At 60.7% G+C, this 18,927-nt stretch carries 22 protein-coding genes and 1 pseudogene; 8 read left to right on the forward strand and 15 right to left on the reverse strand.

The window, feature by feature from the left end:
- Positions 1-48 precede the first annotated feature (48 nt).
- Both EOA13_RS31185 and EOA13_RS31190 read right to left on the reverse strand, forming a co-directional pair.
- The gene (locus EOA13_RS31185; protein WP_127297243.1) at positions 49-279 is read right to left on the reverse strand and encodes a hypothetical protein; all 231 of its coding nucleotides are present in this window, start codon (positions 277-279) and stop codon (positions 49-51) included.
- A 330-nt stretch (positions 280-609) separates the two neighbouring features.
- On the reverse strand, positions 610-891 hold the full coding sequence (locus tag EOA13_RS31190) for a hypothetical protein (protein WP_127297244.1): 282 nt from the start codon (positions 889-891) through the stop codon (positions 610-612).
- Between the two features lie 668 nt (positions 892-1,559).
- Between EOA13_RS31190 and EOA13_RS31200 the strand changes: the two genes are divergently transcribed.
- Complete coding sequence (locus tag EOA13_RS31200) at positions 1,560-2,015, forward strand: MucR family transcriptional regulator (protein WP_127297245.1); 456 nt, start codon at positions 1,560-1,562, stop codon at positions 2,013-2,015.
- A 231-nt stretch (positions 2,016-2,246) separates the two neighbouring features.
- On the opposite strand, the gene EOA13_RS31205 is transcribed toward EOA13_RS31200, so the two are convergent.
- Both EOA13_RS31205 and EOA13_RS31210 read right to left on the reverse strand, forming a co-directional pair.
- A complete protein-coding gene (locus EOA13_RS31205) occupies positions 2,247-3,140 on the reverse strand; it encodes a GGDEF domain-containing protein (RefSeq protein WP_127297246.1) in 894 nt (297 codons plus the stop codon).
- A gap of 176 nt (positions 3,141-3,316) precedes the next feature.
- On the reverse strand, positions 3,317-4,234 hold the full coding sequence (locus EOA13_RS31210; RefSeq protein WP_127297247.1) for an NADP-dependent oxidoreductase: 918 nt from the start codon (positions 4,232-4,234) through the stop codon (positions 3,317-3,319).
- 608 nt (positions 4,235-4,842) lie between these two features.
- Here EOA13_RS31210 and EOA13_RS31215 point away from each other — a divergent pair.
- The 3 genes and pseudogenes from EOA13_RS31215 to EOA13_RS39045 all read left to right on the forward strand — a co-directional run bounded on the left by EOA13_RS31215 (position 4,843) and on the right by EOA13_RS39045 (position 7,697).
- Positions 4,843-5,145 (forward strand): hypothetical protein, encoded by a 303-nt coding sequence (locus tag EOA13_RS31215; RefSeq protein WP_127297248.1) that lies wholly within the window; start codon positions 4,843-4,845, stop codon positions 5,143-5,145.
- A gap of 61 nt (positions 5,146-5,206) precedes the next feature.
- The gene (locus EOA13_RS31220) at positions 5,207-6,217 is read left to right on the forward strand and encodes a sensor histidine kinase (protein ID WP_127297249.1); all 1,011 of its coding nucleotides are present in this window, start codon (positions 5,207-5,209) and stop codon (positions 6,215-6,217) included.
- A gap of 848 nt (positions 6,218-7,065) precedes the next feature.
- A pseudogene (locus EOA13_RS39045) lies at positions 7,066-7,697 on the forward strand (tyrosine-type recombinase/integrase).
- 410 nt (positions 7,698-8,107) lie between these two features.
- Here EOA13_RS39045 and EOA13_RS31235 read toward each other — a convergent pair.
- Genes EOA13_RS31235 through EOA13_RS31245 form a run of 3 tightly spaced genes read right to left on the reverse strand, consistent with a single transcriptional unit; the run spans position 8,108 to position 10,463 of the window.
- Positions 8,108-8,428, reverse strand: coding sequence for an antibiotic biosynthesis monooxygenase family protein (locus EOA13_RS31235; RefSeq protein WP_127297250.1), 321 nt, complete (start codon positions 8,426-8,428; stop codon positions 8,108-8,110).
- Positions 8,428-8,961, reverse strand: coding sequence for a DUF302 domain-containing protein (locus EOA13_RS31240; protein ID WP_127297251.1), 534 nt, complete (start codon positions 8,959-8,961; stop codon positions 8,428-8,430). The genes EOA13_RS31235 and EOA13_RS31240 overlap by 1 nt, the downstream gene beginning before the upstream one ends.
- A gap of 50 nt (positions 8,962-9,011) precedes the next feature.
- Positions 9,012-10,463, reverse strand: a complete 1,452-nt coding sequence (locus EOA13_RS31245) for an amidase family protein (protein WP_127297252.1) — start codon at positions 10,461-10,463, stop codon at positions 9,012-9,014.
- Between the two features lie 112 nt (positions 10,464-10,575).
- On the opposite strand from EOA13_RS31245, the gene EOA13_RS31250 reads away from it, so the two are divergent.
- A complete protein-coding gene (locus EOA13_RS31250) occupies positions 10,576-11,124 on the forward strand; it encodes a TetR family transcriptional regulator (RefSeq protein WP_164780452.1) in 549 nt (182 codons plus the stop codon).
- Positions 11,125-11,436: 312 nt separating this feature from the next.
- Here EOA13_RS31250 and EOA13_RS31255 read toward each other — a convergent pair whose 3' ends face one another.
- From EOA13_RS31255 to EOA13_RS31285, 7 genes are all read right to left on the reverse strand, one after another.
- Positions 11,437-12,201 carry an ABC transporter ATP-binding protein gene (locus tag EOA13_RS31255; protein WP_127297254.1) on the reverse strand — a complete coding sequence of 255 codons (765 nt, stop codon included), beginning with the start codon at positions 12,199-12,201 and terminating at the stop codon, positions 11,437-11,439.
- Positions 12,194-13,354 carry a hypothetical protein gene (locus EOA13_RS31260; RefSeq protein WP_127297255.1) on the reverse strand — a complete coding sequence of 387 codons (1,161 nt, stop codon included), beginning with the start codon at positions 13,352-13,354 and terminating at the stop codon, positions 12,194-12,196. The genes EOA13_RS31255 and EOA13_RS31260 overlap by 8 nt, the downstream gene beginning before the upstream one ends.
- 88 nt (positions 13,355-13,442) lie before the next feature.
- Entirely contained in the window at positions 13,443-13,844 is a 402-nt protein-coding gene (locus tag EOA13_RS31265) for a periplasmic heavy metal sensor (RefSeq protein ID WP_127297256.1), read from the reverse strand.
- Positions 13,841-14,275 (reverse strand): hypothetical protein, encoded by a 435-nt coding sequence (locus EOA13_RS31270; protein WP_127297257.1) that lies wholly within the window; start codon positions 14,273-14,275, stop codon positions 13,841-13,843. Before EOA13_RS31270 ends, EOA13_RS31265 begins: the two co-directional genes overlap by 4 nt.
- On the reverse strand, positions 14,272-14,856 hold the full coding sequence (locus EOA13_RS31275; RefSeq protein WP_245490535.1) for a sigma-70 family RNA polymerase sigma factor: 585 nt from the start codon (positions 14,854-14,856) through the stop codon (positions 14,272-14,274). Before EOA13_RS31275 ends, EOA13_RS31270 begins: the two co-directional genes overlap by 4 nt.
- A 108-nt stretch (positions 14,857-14,964) precedes the next feature.
- Positions 14,965-15,348 (reverse strand): hypothetical protein, encoded by a 384-nt coding sequence (locus tag EOA13_RS31280; RefSeq protein ID WP_127297259.1) that lies wholly within the window; start codon positions 15,346-15,348, stop codon positions 14,965-14,967.
- Between the two features lie 37 nt (positions 15,349-15,385).
- Positions 15,386-15,817 carry an EF-hand domain-containing protein gene (locus tag EOA13_RS31285; protein WP_127297260.1) on the reverse strand — a complete coding sequence of 144 codons (432 nt, stop codon included), beginning with the start codon at positions 15,815-15,817 and terminating at the stop codon, positions 15,386-15,388.
- 244 nt (positions 15,818-16,061) lie between these two features.
- Here EOA13_RS31285 and EOA13_RS31290 point away from each other — a divergent pair, with 244 nt between their 5' ends.
- From EOA13_RS31290 to EOA13_RS31300, 3 genes are read left to right on the forward strand one after another with little or no spacing between them, the layout of a single operon-like run.
- Positions 16,062-16,484, forward strand: coding sequence for an EF-hand domain-containing protein (locus EOA13_RS31290; protein ID WP_127297261.1), 423 nt, complete (start codon positions 16,062-16,064; stop codon positions 16,482-16,484).
- Positions 16,485-16,521: 37 nt separating this feature from the next.
- Complete coding sequence (locus EOA13_RS31295; protein ID WP_127297262.1) at positions 16,522-16,947, forward strand: BA14K family protein; 426 nt, start codon at positions 16,522-16,524, stop codon at positions 16,945-16,947.
- Between the two features lie 52 nt (positions 16,948-16,999).
- Entirely contained in the window at positions 17,000-17,443 is a 444-nt protein-coding gene (locus tag EOA13_RS31300; RefSeq protein ID WP_127297263.1) for a VOC family protein, read from the forward strand.
- A 449-nt stretch (positions 17,444-17,892) separates the two neighbouring features.
- Here EOA13_RS31300 and EOA13_RS31305 read toward each other — a convergent pair whose 3' ends face one another.
- Positions 17,893-18,810 (reverse strand): LysR family transcriptional regulator, encoded by a 918-nt coding sequence (locus EOA13_RS31305; protein ID WP_127297264.1) that lies wholly within the window; start codon positions 18,808-18,810, stop codon positions 17,893-17,895.
- Positions 18,811-18,927 lie beyond the last annotated feature (117 nt).

The raw sequence follows: 18,927 nt of genomic DNA on the forward strand, positions 1-18,927 counted from the left end.
GTCGGTCGGTTTTGACGTAGACGGGCGGGTTGAACCAACGAAGGGGCATCAGGGTTCGCGCACGTCGAACGCGACGAAAAGCTGCCAAATGGAGGCTGTATTAACGATCATTTCGACTAGTTGGCAGTCGGTTTCCCGAAGGCCACGGCCGCGCTCGCGTACCAATGCAATGATCGCCTTCACGGAAATTATGTCGCCCGGTTGAGAGCCCGACAGGGCCTCGCGAACCAGCTCCTTGGCCGTTAGCTGCCCAGGCCGAACAGGTGCTTGAATGTCCATCCCATCCTCCCAGAGAGACAGAACCTCAATGGCCCATTCTGTGGTGCACTTTCCGAAAAAGGCAAGGGCCGGAAACGTACAAAGCAGGTTCTGAAGGGCGCCAATCACTTAGATCTGCGCCTTGCCCTTGAGGGCATTGCTGGGCGCTCTTGATCGTGCCAGCACAGGCGCGGAGGGTCGGCCATTTCGTTTCTCCTAGCGGTTTGTTCGGCCCGGTGAGAGCCTGCGCCACTAGTCGGATCGACCGTCGTGCCGGTGATCTGCCAAACATTTACCCCGGATGGAGAATGATGCTCCCATTCTAAGATGCAATCCGAAAGATCGTGGGGATTACGGGCGCAGAAGTGCGCCGCCAAACTGCGCCCACAAGCGTTCGCACTCTCTTGCCCTTAGACTCGGGGTGCCCGGTTCCCCATAGAAGATCATGGCTCCGCGAACATCGTATCCAAGCACCGAAGCGTTGGCCACGAACTGAATAGCCATACCCAAGGTGACGGGACCGATTTTTGCCTCAGCTTTAGTGGTGAGGTCGACCACACCAAACACTTCCGCATTGGCACCCCTGCCAGCCGAAACGGCCGTCGAGATTGCACTATTCACGGCAAGAAGCATTTCGGTTAGTCGCCCGCTGAAACGGCTCCACAAACTCTCAAAAATAAGGTTTGTTCCCGATCACCCGACCTATCGCAGGTGACGGGGTTCGGCTGCAACAATCAAACGGATCAGGCGGCATCTCTCATTTCTGCGTCGTTGACGGGAAGCTCCTGGGACGACAGGTCACTCTGTCCAATTCCGCTCAGCATCGAGCAGTTCATTCTCTCCAGTCAAGCCGTTCATAAACAGTCTGAGTACGTGTGCAGCTATGCGCTCTCCGTCCTGCGAAGCGACACGTACACCGCGCTCTGTGCAGACCGTCTGACAAACGTGGGCAAGCACCACAATATCGCTCGGCTCCAAAAGCCGACCTGGATATAACATACCATCCTCCGCGGGAAAGCTACTGTGAGCTTCTGGTTACGCAAGGTCACCGGCAGCCACAATTAACTATGATAGTCGTGTACTCGACTCTGCAGAAAATTTGAGCGGCCCACCAAACGCATCGGGCATAGCGCCACTACGGCACGGAAGTACGGGGCTACTTAGGTCACGCGAGGTGCCCATTGGCCTTACAAAATGGACAAGTTTCTTCGCGTGAGATCCATTCATTATCCGCGGGCCGTTGCACTTTGTGCACCTCCTTAATAGAGACAGAGGCACATCAGATGGGAAAGCCTTGAACCATGCAGAATGACGCTGAAGCTCAGCAGGTCCAGTTATTGCAGCTCACTGCCGACATAGTGGCGGCGTATGTTCAGAAGAACGCGATCCCGGCGGCCGGTCTCCCCGAGTTGATCGCCAGTGTGAATTCTGCCTTGTCGGGATTGAGTCAGCCGGTGGAAGCGCTGCCGCCCGCGCTTGTTCCGGCAGTTAATCCAAAGAAGTCGGTGTTTCGCGATTACATCGTCAGCCTTGAGGACGGACGCAAGTTCAAGTCTATGAAGCGCCACCTTGGTTTGCTGGGAATGACACCCGACGAGTACAGAGTCAAGTGGGGCCTCGCACGAGACTATCCGATGGTGGCGCCGAGCTACGCGGCTCAACGGTCGGAGCTCGCTAAGTCTTCCGGCCTTGGCCGCAAGGCAGTTGCGAAAACGCCACCGAAGAAAGCGCCAACAAGGCGAAAGGCCAAGGCGTAACGCGGTCCGTATACGCTCTTCTTGCGCTAGACAATGACAGGATCAATGTCTTGCATGAGCGCGCAAAGGTCTAGCTTAACATTATTGTGCTTTGAACGTGCCGTATATTAGCCAATCTCAATGTGGGCACTTGGCCGAAGCGATTAAAATTGTACGGAACCATTGCGCAAACCACCCCCGTTGCGGACGGGGAAGTCTCTACGCTCCTCGGCCTGCAGACGTTCAATTAGTTTAAGCCGCCAAATGGATGCGGTTGCGCCCCGCGATCTTCGCGGAATACAAAGCCGTGTCGGCGCGCGACAGCACATCAGCGACGACGTCGCCAGATATGGCCAACGCAATACCCGCAGAAAAAGTGTACCCGAAATCCGCTTTTTGCCTAAGCGGCCTCGATTTGCGAATGGCCGCGAGCATCCTTTCCACAATCAGTTCTGCCTCTGACGTTGAGGTGGCGGGTAAGACCAACACGAATTCCTCTCCGCCCACGCGACCGAAACAGTCAGACCGTCGCACCTGACGTTGAATCCGCACCGCGAAGTCGCGCAGAATGATGTCACCCGAGTGATGCCCGAACCTGTCGTTAATGTATTTGAAGTTGTCGAGGTCGAGCAGGCAGACGCAGCCCAGAACGTCCAGTCTCTGGACCATTTCTTCCATACGCGCGTTCACAAAACGGCGATTGGCAACGCCGGTCAGGTCGTCGGTGTAGGATGCTTTTATAGCCCTGTCGCGGTCTTGTCGGACTGACCGCCCATGGGACCGCAACCTGGTGATATCGTTGGCGATGCAAAGCATCCAGCCGTCGTTTTGGATCGTTTCCGTCATCCATAGCCAACGCCCGTCAGCAAGGTCCGTCTCGAACTCTCTAAAGCCTGTCTTGCCGCGCCGCGATTGCGTCGAAATCAGCCATGTTTCGAAATCGGGATCGCGAACAACTGTCCCTATACTCGCTTTGAAGTTGCGGCGCATCAGATCTGACCAAAGCGGCGTCTCACCCTCGTCGAGGAAAAACGCTGAACGAAATGCTCCATTTGCGTAACGGAGGCGGTCGAAGCCGTCATAGGCTGCTATCAACACCGGTGTGTTGTCGGAGAGATGGAAAAGCTTCTCAGAAATCTCGTCCATACAGGTTCTTACCGGATGGGGCTTAAGAGTAAATTACCGCTTTGAAATCAGAGACGCTGCTGCCATGCGCGCTTATGGGCGGGGCATGACTTCTGGTGAACGGCGCTTTGCGCCTCACCGTTTCAGCTGCCTAAACGCGACCACAACAGAGAGAACCCGTCGTCGCTCCCAGGTTCTCACGTACGAACGCGGACAACCGTCTTTCCCGCGCGTCGCTCGGTGGAGTTGAAGGTAGCGACGGCATCATCCAAGCTCGAAACCTTGCCGATGTTCGTCCGCAGTCGTCCATCCCGGATCCGCTGCACTATCTCAGAAAGCTGAGCCCGATCAGCCTCGACGACGAAATCAACTGTCAGGCCATCAGCAGGTCGATTGTCCGTTGGTCCGACGACCGTCACAAGGGTACCTCTGGGCCGGACGAGCGTTGCAGACCGCTTCTGGAGATCGCCGCCAATGACATCGAACACCAGATCGACGCCGCCTACATCTTCAAGGGTGTCATTTGCGAGGTCGACAAATTCATTTGCACCGAAGTTGAGCGCCTTCTGGCGGTCGGCGGCGCGCCCGGTGCCGATGACATAGGCTCCAGCCTCCCTTGCAAGCTGCGCCACCATCGAACCGACGGCTCCGGCCGCGCCGTGCGCGAGGACGCTCTGCCCCGCCTGAAGACGGCCATGCTGGAACAGCCCCTGCCAAGCGGTCAGGCCGGAGATCGGCAGGCTCGCGCCCACCGTGAAGTCGACGTCGCCGGGCAGGGGCGCGAGATTGCGGGCCTCCATGGCAACATACTCAGCAAGGGTGCCGTCGCGATGCCAGTCCGCGAGGCCGAACACCCGCTGGCCGATAGAAAGCCCTGTGGTGCCGTAGCCGAGCTTAGTGACCACACCGGCCAGCTCGTGCCCGAGAATTGAAGAGGTCCGGTCACAAAAGGCCCGGTCGGCCCACGTCGAGGGCCAATCCAGTTCGGTGTTGACGAATCCTGCCGCATGAACTTGTACGACGACGTCGTTTATTGCCGGCTGCGGCTCGGACCGCTCCACCAACTTCATCCCGGACATCCCTGCAGCCTGGTCCGTCGCTACGATTGCTTTCATGGGGATTGTGTCCTCAGTGTTGAGGTAAACTGCGGGTGCGGAGGGTCTTTAGATTCTCGCGCAATTGGCGGTCGGTTCATCGTTGGCGACCGCGAGCGAAAGCTAAGCAATTTTGTCGGATTGTTCCAGCACCAGTAATCTTGCATCCGCGAACACCCCATCCTCTTCAACCCCATACATGTCGACCATGCGGAACAAAAGCAGATCAAACGTGTTGTGTCGTTCCCGAGAGCGTAATGCAAGCCTTCATCCTAAGCCAGAAGCGAAAGCATCAGCAAGTATCCTGACGAATGGACAACGAGCCAATGACTCGTCGCAAGCTTCCTAACCTGAAGACTTTGTGAGCAGGCGAGCGACGATAAAAGCTAAGCTGAAGATTCAACCAAAGCACGTGCGTCGGGGACACGTGCGCGTTCCAGAGGGCTGGGTAATTGTGGAGAACTATGGTACTCGGGGTTGCCCTCCTAACGTGGAGGGTCCGAAACCATCCCCGCGATCCAGTCTCAGCGACCATTGCGGTGCCGCAACAGCACGCCCTATCTCTCGCTCTTAAACGTCGCGCTTCACGCCCCGCGTCCAGGGCGTGCCTGCAGCGAAGAAGGTACCCCATGGACGAAATACACACCAATGCGCGCGAACAGTTTTTCGCGGCTATACGTATCCTTGCATCGTCGCCTGACAGCATCCAAACCCGATTGATTGATGCTACACCAAGGATTCTTCAGGTCACGATCGATGAATTCGAAGGCGCGCATGAACTCAAAATCAGATTTGCCCGAATTCTTGATCTTTTGGCGGTCGATCAGGACGATCTCGAAACGGCCGCCGTGCAAACAGCCGCTCACATGACGGATTTTGAGGCAACCAAACTTGCCGATCTGATCTGCGACTTTTTCTCAGACCTGGAATAACTGGATCTGAGATCCCTTTTGGCCATTCGTCAAAACCTCCCTTGCGATCTTGCGAGCGTCCATGAAAACCACAGCGGAACATCTGAAACCACTTCTATGGGAGCCCAGGAACCTGATCCGTGCCATCGAGGCCGCAGGCGTCACCCTATGGTCGTGGAACGTGGACAGCGATGCGTTGGCCATGGATGATCGGGCCTATGACCTGTGGGGCATATCACGTGCCACGGACGTCAAATTTGAAGACCTATCCGCGCACATCCATCCTGCCGACCGCGACCGTGTGCGAGCCGCTTTCAACGCGACGCGGGCAATTGTAGGCCCCTACGAGATCGATTTCCGGATCATGATTGGAGACGAGCTAAAATGGATCTCGGCCCGGGGGCAAGGCGACGATGAAGGGATGGTCCAGCGGCTGATGTTCGGCATTTTCATTGATGTCACGGGGAGAAAACAGGCGGAGGAAGGTCGGGAGCTTCTGGCCGGCGAAATGAGCCACCGTGTCAAGAACCTGCTGACCATCGCCTCCGGCCTTACCGCTATCACCTCCCGTTCGACGACCACGACCAACGACATGGCACGCGAGTTGACACAGAGGCTGACAGCCTTGGGCCGCGCCCACGATCTGGTCAGGCCCGTGCCGGGTCAAACCGAGGCCGCTTCGGCGCTGCTAGGCGATCTTTTGACAGTACTTCTGGCGCCGTATGATGATCTGGGCGCTTTCAGCGGTCGCATTCGGGTTGCGGTGCCCAGGATGAGCGTTGGTGAATCTTCAACAACAATCCTCGCACTTATTATCCATGAACTTGCAACCAATTCCCTTAAATACGGCGCTCTGTCGACCGAGACTGGGACGTTGGATGTTTCGTGTTCGGCGCAAAGTGATGCTGTCTCGATCGTCTGGACAGAGAGCGGCGGGCCTCCCGTCGAGGCGCCGACCGCTGCTCCAGGATATGGAAGCAAATTGGTAGAACGCAGCGTAACTGGTCATCTGCGCGGCTCGATTCTCTACGACTGGGCAAAGGATGGTCTTGTTGTCACGCTGAAAGTCCAGCCTGATCGCCTTGCGCAATAGTCTTTCAGTGACCTCGGTGGCCTAAACCGTTCATTGAGGTTGGCCTTCCGTCATCGCCATCAGAACGACAAGAGGCCTCGCAGGCAGGTTGCTACCGCTGCGTGGTCGTATGGCTTGCCGAAGAACGCGCTCCCTTCCGGGAGATCCGCTGCCGCCAAGACGCGATGCCCCGACGTTGCTACGATCTTGATGGGCGGCCATCGATCGCCAACAGCGGCCGATAGTCTCAGGCTATCCATACTGCCCGGCATGTCGACGTCGGTGAACATCGTTTCGATCATCACACCTGATTCGGGTATGGCGATGGCTTCGTCGGCATTGGCGGCCTCGAAAACCAGAAATCCTTCGCTCCGGAGAGAGTCCGCGATGTCTATGGGGATTAGAAGTCGTCTTCGAAAACACCTATAGGCAGCGACATCGGATTCTACCTACAACTGATAGTCACGGTCCTCAACTCCTGTGCGCCGAAATCGCTCCATTGAAATATTTCACAACGGCGATTTGGCGCTGACTAGCAGCCAACCGCCGCGTCCTAAAATTCTCGGGATCGTCGCCGCCGCCTACAGAAACGTCACGGGAACGTTGCGGCTAAAACCCTTGCAAGTTCCTGCGCATCAATCGGTCAGGCAAACACATCCAGGCCTGTTTTGTCGATGCGGGCGGGCTCCAGGGAGCGCGAGCCAAATGCTAGCTTTTCGCGAGTGCGGACCGAAACCGGCCAGTCCGGAGACGGCCCCGAAGTGTCTGCATGGATCTCTAATCGCTGAAAGCGGTAAGTCTGCTTGCGGCCCCGGCTTTGCCAGCACCGCGTTTCTCGGCCGGCCAATCATGGCCAAAGGAGAAGCGAAATGGGACGTTCACATTATGACCTAGCTGCCGACGATCGCCGCGCATGGAATGCGGGCAAGAAGGTTGGCACTAAACGCCCTCTGAAACCTCGACAGATATGGGCCATCCGATTCTCGTCGATCGGGAGCACCGTCTGCGCGATCGAGCGCTCTTTGACCTGGCGATTGACAGCAGGTTGCGCGGGTGCGATCTCGTGAAGATCAAGATTGGTACTATCGTTGCCGGCCCGGAAATCCGAACGCGCTCTATGGTCGTGCAACAGAAGACCGGCCGACCGGTGCAGTTCGAGCTGATGAGCGACGCGCGCACAAGCCTCCTCGCGTGGTTGGAACGACGCGGCGGTACCATTGATGATTTTATGCGTTCTCCAGCAGGATCGACCTTGCAGCTCACCTGAGCACGAGACAGTATGCCCGTCTCGTCGACAATGGGTCGCGGCGATCGGGCTTCGACCTCAGGAATACGGCACGCATTCGCTGCGCCGTATCAAGGCATCCATCATCTACAAGGCGACCGGAAACCTGCGAGCCATCCAGATCCTGCTTGGCCGACCAAGATCGAGAACACGGTCCGCTATCTCGGTGTGGACGTTGAAGATGCCCTTGAACTCGCCGAGTTAACAGAGGTTTGACAAGTAGCGGCTCCATTCCCGAGTGGGGCCGCGAACGCTATGCGCCCCTATCGGCCGTTCGGCCTCACCGGCATCGATCCCAAAAGCGGCCGTTCGTTCCTCCGGGCAAGCGGTCGCTCAGGGATGGCTGGCTTCGGGACATTCCAGTCAGTCCACTCTGTGGAAACGGTGCGTCATAAGCAGCCTCATAGATTTGAGCTGAGAACGCCGTTGGCAGATGAGCACGGGAACGCGTTCCATTACCGGCGACGGCTTTGCACCAGATGTCGGCTACACCGACGTTCGCCCCCGCAATGAAGCGTCACCCATGAACTCGGTCGGAGACAGTCGTTGCAGGGCGAGAACGTAGCGTTCGGGCGCATCCGGAGGAGTTTTCAGTTGAGATTAAACGAACAAGCCCGGCCGCGAAGTCAGACGTGCGGTGGCCGAAACTCACGTACGACCTCGAACACGCCGGGCTCGAAGATCGCAGTCTCCATGATCTCTCGAAGCGTGCTCATAGAGCTGCTGCCTGCGCGCATCGCGTGATATTCCACGAGGCTTCGCCAGCGGGCATACATCACAACCCGCTCGCCATCCAGGCTCAGATGCAGTGTCGCGCCTTCGAAGCCAGGGGCCGTCGCGACCGACTCTTCTGTGACTTTGGTTAGCAGAGCTATCAATTCGGCCGGATCTTCCGCCTTTAACCGGAAGGTGTTGATCAGAATGACGGGGCGCTGTTGTTTCGGCATCACGAGGCCCTTCCTTCGACGTGCGGCTGTGCGTCTTCAGAACCTGAGGCCGCCGCATTTTGCAGCACGGCTTGCAGGTCCTGGTCGAGACGCTGTGCGACGGCGTCCACCAGCGGGTCGCCGAACTGGCGGAAAACGGCAGCCGGCCGGTCGTACTCGAACGCCGAGCCTTCTCCGTCCTCCCGCAACAGGACGCGGATGGGTGCGTAAATCCCGGCGGAAAGCTGGTGGCGGGTCATCTTCGAGGCCGTCAACGGGTTGCCAATGTCATACTGGATGGAGCGCCGCTTCTGGCCTGCGATCGCCAGCAGCGCGCCATGATCCCGGAAGCCGAAAATCGACAGTTTCGCCGAAGCTTCGAGCTCGCGCAAAGCGCGCTCGGCCTCCCCGTATCGCAGCAGTGTGAATATCCCATCATCGATCCGCGGGACGAGGTTCTCAAGCCTGGCCTTCGTCTCGGTGAAGGGATTGGCGGATCGGATGGTGACGTGCTCGTTTGTGAATGGTCGTGTCTCGACCGTGGGGGTGGCCATTGGCTGTTCTCCAAATGATGAGGGGCGGGATTTCGAGAGCGATTAGAAGGTTATTGCCTAGCCCTGAGGACCTTCTCCACGCGCGCCGCGAGACCGAGGAGCGCGCGATCCCCGCTTTCCGGCCCGTCGAGCTTGAGGCCGATCGGGAGGTCGTGACTGTCGAGGCCGATCGGCAGACTGACTCCGGGTAGTCCAGCTGCGCTGGCGGGAATGGTGTTGTTCGCCAATACCCGGAAATCAACCTCATGGCCGCCCACGGTGAATTGCATCTGGCTCTCAACCCTCGGCGCCGTGCAGGGCGTCGTCGGGAAGATCAGCGCGTGGGCACCATGCCGCGTGAAAATCTCGCTCATGCGTTCCTTCACCGCCAGGCGGTCGGCAGCCAGGGCGTGATAAGCCTGCTCACTCAAGTAGCCCGGCGCGCCGGGTATGACGAAGTGGTCCCAGGCGTCCTTGACGCCTGCGCGCAGACCCACGTGCAGATCCTCGAAGGCGACGGGGATCGCGTGTCGCTCCAGGAACTCGCTGAGCGAGGCCTTGGTCTCACGGAAGAAGAGGCTCCACGTGGTCCGCAGGGCCAGCGCCTGGAAGTCCTCGCCGAGATCGATCTCGACGATTTCGGCCCCCGCCTCGGCGAGGCGCAGGAGCGTGTTGCGGAATTGCGCCTCGATCTCGGGGTCAACCGGGTTCAGGTACTGGCGCGGTGCAAAGGCGAAACGCATTCCCTTGAGATCGGCGCGGGAGTCCAGCTCCGCCGCCGGCGCACCGGTGACGACCTGATCGATCAGAACGCAATCATCGACGCTGCGAGCGAAGACCCCCGTCGTATCGAGTGTGTGAGAGATCGGCGCGACGCCTGCGCGCGGCCAGCGTCGGGTTGTGGGCTTGAACCCCACGACGCCGCATAGGGAGGCAGGGACGCGGATTGACCCGATCGTGTCCCCGCCCAGCGTCGCCGGTGTGAGGCCGGCGGCGACCGCCGCCGCCGAACCGCTCGACGAACCCCCTGTTACATAGTCGGGCGCATGCGGGTTTCCGACCTGGCCGTAAGGGCCGTTTTCGCCAGTCAAGCCATAGGAAGGTTCGACCAGGTTGGTCTTCCCAAGCACGATCGCGCCCGCCCTCTTCAGCGTCGCAACGGCGTCCGCGTCCTCAGTTGGCTGGAAGTCTCTGAGCGCACCGACACCCAGCGTCGTGCGCAAGCCGGCCGTGAGATAGCTGTCCTTGACGCCGAAGGGAACACCGAGCAGCGGCGCGTTCAGCCCCCTGGCGCGGGCCTTGTCGGCTTCGCGGGCTGCGGAGAGAGCCCCGGGCTCGTCCAGTGTAATGAACGCTCTCAGGCCCTCGTTCCGCCGCGCATTGGCGAGAAGGGCAGAAACATAGTTTTCGGCGCTGACCTCGCCCTGGCGAATGGCTTCCGCCGCGCCCGACACGCCCAGCCGTGTGAGTTCTACCGCTTCTGGCACATTGGCACCGATGGCTCTGGTTTGCTGGTTCAGCATGAGGCCTCTCCTCTCATTAGAGATCAGTTAGATGTTGCGTGACATCTATTTGGATGTCATATAACATCTAACCTGTCAAGGCTCGTTCGTGAGCGGTAGCGAGGAAGCGTCGTTGAGGAAGTCAAACAAGGAAGCCGCTGAAACCCGGCGCGCCATCGTCGCGGCGGCCGCAGACTACGTCCGGCGCACGGGCATCGCCGAGGCTAGCCTTTCGGACGTTATGGCTGCCGCCGGCCTTACCCACGGCGGCTTCTACAAGCATTTTCGCAACAGGGAGCAGCTGATAGCCGAGGCGCTCGTCGCTGCGGGCAACGCATCTGCGGGCATGCTCGGTAAGGTTCGGGCAGAAAAGGGGCGGAACGCTGCGTTGGACAGCTACCTGTCAGCCGAGCATCGCGATGCGGGTACGCCTACCTGCCCAATGGCGGCGTTGGGGAGCGAGGCTGCCCGGTCCTCAGGTAAGACGCGGGCGGCGGCGGCGGCTGTCGTCGAAGAGATGATCGACGCGCTGGCCGAAGATCGATTTTCTGAGGAGGCCCGCGGCGAAGCCATGGTGGACTACGCCACCATGATCGGCGCCATGACCTTGGCCCGAATCGCATCGGGGACGCCCCTATCGGAGGAGATCCTTGAACGTGCAAGGAAGCGCCTGCGTCGCTAGGCGCTCCCCGTGTGGACGGCGCCGCGACCGAACCACTCGCGGCCTGCGGCCTTAACGTCCGTTACGGAAAACGGCCACCCCAGCGTCGTAGACGGCCGCTCTCTGACCAGGCCACGTGCTACCCGATGTCCAAAGCTGGGAACCAGCCGATCAAGGCAGCTTTCGCGCGCTGACCGTCCAAAGGCTGTCCGTAAAACCGGCCCCAGAACTGTCGGTCCGCAACGCGCCGCATTCCGGTAGTTCGGGATGCATTTGCCAATACTCAAAGCAGACGTCACCCGAAAGCCATTCCCTCGCGGTAAAATAGGCCGCTTACCTCCTTCGCCAGCTCATAGATTCCGAAAGCACCTGCATAATATTGAACTCAAAGGCCCCAGGTGCGTGGCTGGCCTCAGCCATCTGCCGGACATCCCATTCCCGGGCAATGCTGCCCTCGGCCAGAAGGATGGCGCGATTGCACAGGTCCGGCACGGATTCCACCACGTGAGTGGAAACGATGACGGCATGGCCGCCACTCGAAGCCAAAGACAGGATGATGTGTTTCACTTCGAAGGCGGCAAGCGGATCGAGGCCGTTCAGGGACTCGTCGAGGATCAGCAGCGGCGGCGCACCGAGCAGAGCCGCGGCAATGGCGATCTTGGCCCGCGTGCCGAGTGAATACTCGGCGATCGACCGGTCGATCCAGCGCTTGAGCCCTAGCCGTTCGGCGACATTGACGCCTGGCCAGTCGTCTTCGGCGCAGCCTCGGATCGAGGCGACGAGTTGGAGGTATTGCCGCCCGCTCAGCGCCGCCGGCAGGTCGGATGGATCCACGGCAAGGCCGAAGCCGGACTTGGCGCGTTCCGGTGCCCTGGCAAGGTCGGCGCCGTCGATCGCCACGGTCCCTTCGAGCGGCCGGATCTGGCCCGTGATCGCCCTTAGCAAGGTGGACTTGCCCGAGCCGTTGGCGCCAAGCAGGCCAAGCACGTCGCCCGCTTCCAGCGACAGATCGATGCCGCTGATGACCGCGCGACTCCCATAGCCGGCGCTGAGCCCGCGAACCGCGAGGATTTCGGCAGGATCGATGCTGCTATCCATGGCGATATCTCCGTTGCGCCCGGTGCCACAGAAACAGGACAAGGGCGGCGAAACCGATCAGTACCGTGCGCCCATATTCGAGCGACTCGTAGCTGGTGTAGGCGATGGCGCTGAGGAAGCTCAGCGCGGCGACGAATGGGGCGGTCATGAAATAGCTGGCAAACACCGCATAGGCGCCGTTCAGCGCCAGTAGCCAGAAGCCGCTGGCGAGCGGCATCGCCCAGGCCGACGGTTCAGCCGCCAGGGCAGCACCGGCCGGTAGGAGAAAGTAGGCGACCGACAATTGCAGGGGCAGCCGCGCCAGACGCAGCCAGGCCCTGACGAAACCCAGCGGAGCGGTGCGCAGCACCGGCGAGCCGAGTGGATGGAACCGGGCGCTCAACATGAAGACCAGAAGGCCGCCTGTCAGCCCGGCCATGGCCGCCGGCACGGGATCATCGTGGACAAGGCTGATGGAGCCGGCAATGACCGCAGCGAAACCGAACAGGATGGCTGCTCCCGCCAGCTGCCATGAAAGTCTTACATGGCCGGCGGGCAGACCCCAGGCCCAGCTGGAGAGCCAGGCCGGCGTCGAACGATCCAAAACGCCGAGCCAAGACTTGCGCCCGCCCGGATCGCTCACCGGATCGGTATTGTCTATGCGGACCAGGTCGCGAGCGTTCCGCAGGCGCAGCACCGCCGCCGCGCCAAAGCCGGCGCCAAACAGCATCGCGGCACAGAGACCCCAGGCCGGCGCCAGCGGTTTGGCGATGACGAAACAGCCAAGGCCCATTGCTGCTGCGACAATGAAGGCAATGGCGACGCCCAGCACACACGCCGCCACCGCCGCCATGCGCCGGCGCTCCATGAGTGAAAGCGGTAATGCTTTCAGGAACGGCGCGAAAGCGCGCGACATGCAAAGCCTGGCGAGCGCGTTGCCAGCGAAGCCGCCAAGAATGAGAAGCACGCCTGGCAAACCAAGCAGCCACAGCGCCTGTGCTTGCCGCAGCGTGGCGGCCCCCGCCTGCAAGGCGACAACGATATCGGCCATGGCGTAGGCAAAAAGGGCGCCGCCACCAAGCCCGATCCAGGCAAGGTCGCGGCGGCGCATGGAGCGCGAGCCAGCCGAGAGTTCGCGCCAAAGCAGAGTCAGAACAAGCCTGTCGTGCCGCATTGTTCCATCATCGTGGTCAGGTCTCGCAAACCAGTTGGATATCGACATAGGTCGGCGACGATTGTGCCGCCAGTAGGGCCGTGACGGCTCAGCCGCCCACAGCGGGTCTGGCGTTGACATTCTTCAGCGCCATCAGGAGAAAGTCCTGCATCGTCGCCTGGAGGCTGGTCGTTGCGCTACGCACCGCTGTCATCGCGTCCTTCACCGCCGCTTCGTCAAAGGGTTTGGCCGTTTGTGCCGCCGCCAGCCTGGCGCGGGCGGTGCGCAGGTCGCGCAAGGCCTGGAAGGTGCGCGCGCGGTTGTCGCGCAGCACGCCACGGAACTCCTTCCTCACCTCGGGCGGATAACTGCTGGCAATCTCCGACAACAGCACGCGCGCCGCCGCGCCTTGGTGCAGGCCATGCATGGCATAACCGACCAGGAAGAAGTTGACGGCCAGCGAAAGAGCAAGCAGCACCAGCGTCGTCGTCCATATCCAGGAACGCTTCAAAGCGAGCCCTCCTCTGCCGGATCATCCGCGACAACACCGCCGTCGGCCAGCGACGATCCCGACGCCAGAGCCAGCAGCTCCGTATCGGCAGGATCGTCCTGCAGCCGCGCCACCTGGTAGCCTGCCAGCGTCGCCGCCACGAGCGCGGCAGCAGCGCAGGCCGCAAACCCGGCCGGGCTCAAGAGCAGATGCGGCAGGAAAGATGTGCGTGCGGAGCCGGCTTCGATACGGGCCAGCACCTTGCGCGCCAGCGCCGGGTCGTCGCCGTCGGTCAGCGCCGCCTCGAGCACGAGGCGATCGAGCGCGGCATCCGGATCGTCATTCCGCTCCGCCGCCATCAAGGCCAGCGCCTGCTGGCGGAAAGGGGCTGGCCATGCCTCGACGGTATCGCCGAAGCGGCGCCTGCATCGTTCGAATTCGTCCCGTGTCATGAGGACTTCCTTTCGCGGCTCACAGCCGCCATTGCCAAATGATCCCTGAGTGCGCGTCGTGCGCGCACCAGCAATTGCTCGGCCGAGCCGACGCTGCTGCCCATCACCTCCGCGATCGCCGCTATGTCGAGGTCGCCGACGGCCCTCAGCAGCACCGCCATGCGCTGCCGCTCCGGCAGGCGCGAGAGCCCGTCGCGTACAATCGCCAGTTCCTGCCGCGCGGCGGTCGTTGCTTCGGCATCCGCCTCCGGCGACGCAACCTCGTCCCTTATGACGTCCAGCCCGATGAAACTGCGTAGCGCCCTGCGTCGACGCTGGTCGATGCAACGGTTGGCGGTGATCCGGTAGAGCCAGGTCGAAGCCCGCCCTCTGGCCGGATCGAACCGCGCGGCCTGTTTCCAAACAGTCACGAACACCTCCTGCACCACATCCTCGGCGTCGCCGGCATTGCCGAGATAGCGCGCGGCAAATATCCGCAGCCCACGGCCATGACGGGCGAGGAGCTCGGACAGCGCGCTTTGGCTGCCCGCGGCGATGCGCGCCAGAAGCTCATCGTCGCCACGGGGCTCTTCATGTGGCACGGCGGCGCGTGTCCACGAACGAGACTGCTGGTTCGGCGAATCCGAAATTCGCATCGATCAGGAGGAGCACAGAAACGAATTTCGGATTCAAATCCATCACACCAGATGTCAGCGCCGCCAGCGACGGAAACCATGGACCGTGTTGCCGTTCGGGCCGGTGAAGCTGCCGGCAGAGCGGCCATGGAAGGGGCCGCGCGCCGACACTCGTTTGCCGGAGAAGGTCTGCCCATTCGGCCCAGTGCCAGAATAGCTGCGGGCGCAGCGGTCAACAACGCCTCCCACGCATTTGGAACTCGACGTGTAGGTGCCGCCATTGTGGCCAGTGCGGGTGGTCGATCCGGTGTAGACATTGCCGTCCTTGCTGACGCTGCGGCTAATCTCGCCGCCATGCGCGGTCGGACGCTGCCATTCCTCGGCCGAGGCCGGCGAAGCGGCCGACCAGGCAAGCATCACGCCTATACAGAGAGCTGGAATCTTTACTGAAGATAACATGTCGTACTCCTTGTTTTGTAAAGGGAATCATCGCCAATCAGTTGGCACGCTCGGCTATCAGCTTGCGAATGGTTGCGATCTCGTCCGCCGAAAGTCTGCCGTCGCCGTTGCGATCAACGAGGTCGAACAACATGCTGCTGGCGAATTCCTGTTGCGACACCTTGCCGTCGCCATTCGTGTCGAAGCGGCGCCACCGAGTGCCGAGCCGCGCCTGCGCCGCCTCGGCGCGATCCTCGATCGCCTGGCGGGCGCTTTCGATCTCCTTCTCGTCGATGACGCCGTCGCCATTGCGGTCAAGCCGCTTGAACAGGCGCTGGCGGGCCGCCGTCATCTCATCCTTAGTGATGGCGCCGTCGCCATTGGCATCGATGCGTTGCAGGATCCGCTGGCCCGGCATGTCTTGCGCCTGCGCCGCGCGGAGCGGCACAAGTCCGACAAGCAAGGCAGCAATGAGTGCTGAGCGTTTCATGGTGATGTCCTTTCATTGTCAGGCGGGGGCAACTGCTGACCGATACGCAGCGAGAGCCGCGCTCCTACGCTCGACGCGCAAGATTCTCTGCCGGCCTTGAATTCTCTATCGCAGCGGGACAGGCGGCTGTGCTGGCCGCACCTCGAAAAAATCATCTGGCTTTGCGTAGGACCACCACAGGCGCTGCGTAGAAGGCTCTGCAAGGACGGTCCGCAGCGGGCCATCCAACTCAACGGAGATTCACATGAACAAGATCGTCATGGCCCTTGCCGGCGTGCTGCTCTGCACCGCAAGCGCCTGTGCGGCGGACGGCAGCGACAGGGACCTCTTCCGGCGCATCGATACCAACAGCGACCGAAAGCTCGAATTCAGCGAAATCCAGGCCGCGCGGGCAAAGATGTTCGACTGGATCGATGCCAACCGCAATGGTCTGCTCGATGCGGAAGAAGTGCGCGGGGTAGTGGAACGGGTGAAGTCGAAGCGCGATTTCCAGGCCGCGCAATTCGCCGGCTTCCAAGCCCAAGCCAGCCGCATTGACCGCAATGGCGACGGTAAGATTTCGCGCGACGAGTTTGCCGCCTTCGTTCCCGACCGATTGCTGCAGGCAGACACAAACGGCGACGGCGCGCTTTCGATCTCCGAACTGCGGGCACTTCGACGTCAGTAATCCCCAACCTTCGACCCCATCCAAAAGGAGTGAAAAGATGAAACGGACAATCACAGCGTTTTGCGGTTTGACGATTGGCGCCACAGTGCTCACCTCGCCGACCGAGGCCTTGCCGGTCGCGCCGGCGTCTGCCCCGGCGTCGGTCACCACAGCGCCGACGCCGGTCTGGTTTCGGCGCGGCTTCTACGTCGTTGGCGGCGGATACTTCTACAATGGCTATCGCGGCTATGTCCGCGCGCGGCCAGGCTACCGCTACCATAATGGCTACTGGTTCCCGGCAGCCGCCTTTGCCGCCGGTGTCGCGGCGGTGACCGTCGCACCGGTAGCGCCAAGTCCGGCGGTCCGATTGGAAGCAGCGCATATCCGCTGGTGTTACGAGCGCTACGTCTCCTACCGCGCCCGGGACAACAGCTACCAGCCCTATAACGGTCCTCGCCAACAATGTTGGTCGCCCTATAGTTGAAGGCTCTTTGCCGAGAGCCTTCACCCCTTTCAAGACAGCATAGGAGATGACCATGATCGACAACCGCTCGATGCCCTCGAGCACGGTCATACCGGTGCTTTCGTATCCCGATGTCGAGACGGCCAGCCATTGGCTTTGCGAGGCCTTCGGCTTCGAAATACGGCTGATGATCGGAAATCACCGTGCCCAGCTCGGCTTCGGAGACGGCGCCGTCGTTGTCACAGAATTGAAGTCTGGCGGACTGACGCGGGCAGGTGGGCCATTCGCAGTGATGGTACGCGTCGAGGACGTCGACGCGCACCACAGGCGAGCCGCGCGGCATGGCACAGCTATTCTCAGCGGGCCAACGAGCCATCCTTATGGCGAGCGTCAGTATTCCTGCCGTGACCTCGCCGGCCACAATTGGACCTTTTCGCAGTCAATCGCTGATGTAGTGCCCGAGGACTGGGGTGGCATTGTCGTGCAAAGCTCAATCGGTCCTGATGTAGAGAGCTGACACCGGCCTGGGCAGCGACAGTCCATCATCTTTTGGATTGCGACGCCGTTGCGACGTGCGCAATGGCTAAGACCAACCTCATCGTGCAAGCGACTGCAGCTTGATGACCGTCTCCGATTTCTGCCACCGGAGAAGCATTCAAGAACGCTGGCGCCTTCCTACGTTGGTGTGTTGTCAGCGTTCGCGTATTGCGATTAATGGTAATCTGCGACGATCTCGACCCAGAAGGCTTACGCCACTGCGGTACTAGCGCCGGAGCACCACGCCCACGCTAAGCTTGATGCCGCAATCGATGTTTTCCGGTCGGAAGCTGCCGGTCTGCTTCAGGCCCCAAAGCTGTCGAGCGGGAATGCGCCCAATTCCGGCCTTTTGATCGGGGATTGCGACACCCCAATAACGGACATGGTTCGCGCTGGATGGGATCGTCCAGCGGAAGTCGAAATCTAAGCCTAAGATCGAGCCGCATACTGTTTGTCAGTGGATCGACCTCGGGCCATGTCGATGAATGCCTTGAACGCCGCTGACGGATTTCGGCGGCCCGGATAGTACAGGCACAACCGTGACAGCGGTGGTGTCCAATCCTGCAAGACGCGTTCGAGCCGCCCCGCAGCTAAGTCTTCACGCACATCAGCCTCCCAGATGAAGCCGATGCCGACCCCCTCCAGGAGTGCTGTTCGCGTCAGCGCTGCCTCGTCGAGGGTGATGGGGCCTTTGACATCGATCTGGATCGGCTGCCCTTCCTTCTCGAACTTCCAACGGAAGATCGCTCCATTGGGAAGCCGAATGCGAATGCATGGGTGATGGAGGAGGTCAGGCGGCACAAGCGGTCTTTCCTGCTTCGCGAAGTAGGAGGGCGACGCGACCACTGCGTACCGCTGTGGTGGCCCCACCGGGACCGCGACCATGTCGCTCGGGACTAGGTCTTCGCTTCGTATCCCTAGGTCGAAACCTTCGGCAACGATGTCGACGATGCGACCTTCCGTGACCAAGTCGACATGCACCTGCGGATAGCGACCTACGAATTGCAGGATGATCGGCGACAGGACTTCACGCGCAGCCATCGCGAAGGCGTTGATGCGAAGTGTGCCAGACGGCGTCTCCTGTTGCGACCTTGCGTTGTCCATTGCCTGATAGATGTCATCTACCGCGGGGCCAATCTGATCGACAAAATTTCGGCCGGCGTCTGTGAGCGAGACGCTACGGGTCGTGCGGTTGAACAGGCGAATTCCGAGTTGTCGCTCCAGCTTGCCGATCACACTGCTTATGGCAGTCGTGGACAGCCCTAGTTCAAGCGCGGCCGAACGGAAGGAACCCTTGCGTGCGATGGCGAGCACCGCGTCAAGATCAGTCAAGCTGTGGCGTGGCATTATCCTGTTTCTCGCATCAACACATCCCAGTTTATCCCGATTATCGCCGCGCCAGTCCAGCCTTAAGTTTGGCGGATAGAACACGCGTCGGCCTACCGCACGCGCATAAGTCAGAGG

The sequence above is a fragment of the Mesorhizobium sp. M7A.F.Ca.US.011.01.1.1 genome (genome assembly GCF_003998295.1).
Classification (GTDB): Bacteria; Pseudomonadota; Alphaproteobacteria; order Rhizobiales; family Rhizobiaceae; genus Mesorhizobium.

What these genes read in the sequence shown, in the direction of transcription:
- EOA13_RS31185 (WP_127297243.1), bottom strand. Translation starts at nt 279, where the DNA reads ATGGACATTCAAGCACCTGTTCGGCCTGGGCAGCTAACGGCCAAGGAG.
- EOA13_RS31190 (WP_127297244.1), bottom strand. Translation starts at nt 891, where the DNA reads ATGCTTCTTGCCGTGAATAGTGCAATCTCGACGGCCGTTTCGGCTGGC.
- EOA13_RS31200 (WP_127297245.1), top strand. Translation starts at nt 1,560, where the DNA reads ATGCAGAATGACGCTGAAGCTCAGCAGGTCCAGTTATTGCAGCTCACT.
- EOA13_RS31205 (WP_127297246.1), bottom strand. Translation starts at nt 3,140, where the DNA reads ATGGACGAGATTTCTGAGAAGCTTTTCCATCTCTCCGACAACACACCG.
- EOA13_RS31210 (WP_127297247.1), bottom strand. Translation starts at nt 4,234, where the DNA reads ATGAAAGCAATCGTAGCGACGGACCAGGCTGCAGGGATGTCCGGGATG.
- EOA13_RS31215 (WP_127297248.1), top strand. Translation starts at nt 4,843, where the DNA reads ATGGACGAAATACACACCAATGCGCGCGAACAGTTTTTCGCGGCTATA.
- EOA13_RS31220 (WP_127297249.1), top strand. Translation starts at nt 5,207, where the DNA reads ATGAAAACCACAGCGGAACATCTGAAACCACTTCTATGGGAGCCCAGG.
- EOA13_RS31235 (WP_127297250.1), bottom strand. Translation starts at nt 8,428, where the DNA reads ATGCCGAAACAACAGCGCCCCGTCATTCTGATCAACACCTTCCGGTTA.
- EOA13_RS31240 (WP_127297251.1), bottom strand. Translation starts at nt 8,961, where the DNA reads ATGGCCACCCCCACGGTCGAGACACGACCATTCACAAACGAGCACGTC.
- EOA13_RS31245 (WP_127297252.1), bottom strand. Translation starts at nt 10,463, where the DNA reads ATGCTGAACCAGCAAACCAGAGCCATCGGTGCCAATGTGCCAGAAGCG.
- EOA13_RS31255 (WP_127297254.1), bottom strand. Translation starts at nt 12,201, where the DNA reads ATGGATAGCAGCATCGATCCTGCCGAAATCCTCGCGGTTCGCGGGCTC.
- EOA13_RS31260 (WP_127297255.1), bottom strand. Translation starts at nt 13,354, where the DNA reads ATGCGGCACGACAGGCTTGTTCTGACTCTGCTTTGGCGCGAACTCTCG.
- EOA13_RS31270 (WP_127297257.1), bottom strand. Translation starts at nt 14,275, where the DNA reads ATGACACGGGACGAATTCGAACGATGCAGGCGCCGCTTCGGCGATACC.
- EOA13_RS31280 (WP_127297259.1), bottom strand. Translation starts at nt 15,348, where the DNA reads ATGTTATCTTCAGTAAAGATTCCAGCTCTCTGTATAGGCGTGATGCTT.
- EOA13_RS31285 (WP_127297260.1), bottom strand. Translation starts at nt 15,817, where the DNA reads ATGAAACGCTCAGCACTCATTGCTGCCTTGCTTGTCGGACTTGTGCCG.
- EOA13_RS31290 (WP_127297261.1), top strand. Translation starts at nt 16,062, where the DNA reads ATGAACAAGATCGTCATGGCCCTTGCCGGCGTGCTGCTCTGCACCGCA.
- EOA13_RS31295 (WP_127297262.1), top strand. Translation starts at nt 16,522, where the DNA reads ATGAAACGGACAATCACAGCGTTTTGCGGTTTGACGATTGGCGCCACA.
- EOA13_RS31300 (WP_127297263.1), top strand. Translation starts at nt 17,000, where the DNA reads ATGATCGACAACCGCTCGATGCCCTCGAGCACGGTCATACCGGTGCTT.
- EOA13_RS31305 (WP_127297264.1), bottom strand. Translation starts at nt 18,810, where the DNA reads ATGCCACGCCACAGCTTGACTGATCTTGACGCGGTGCTCGCCATCGCA.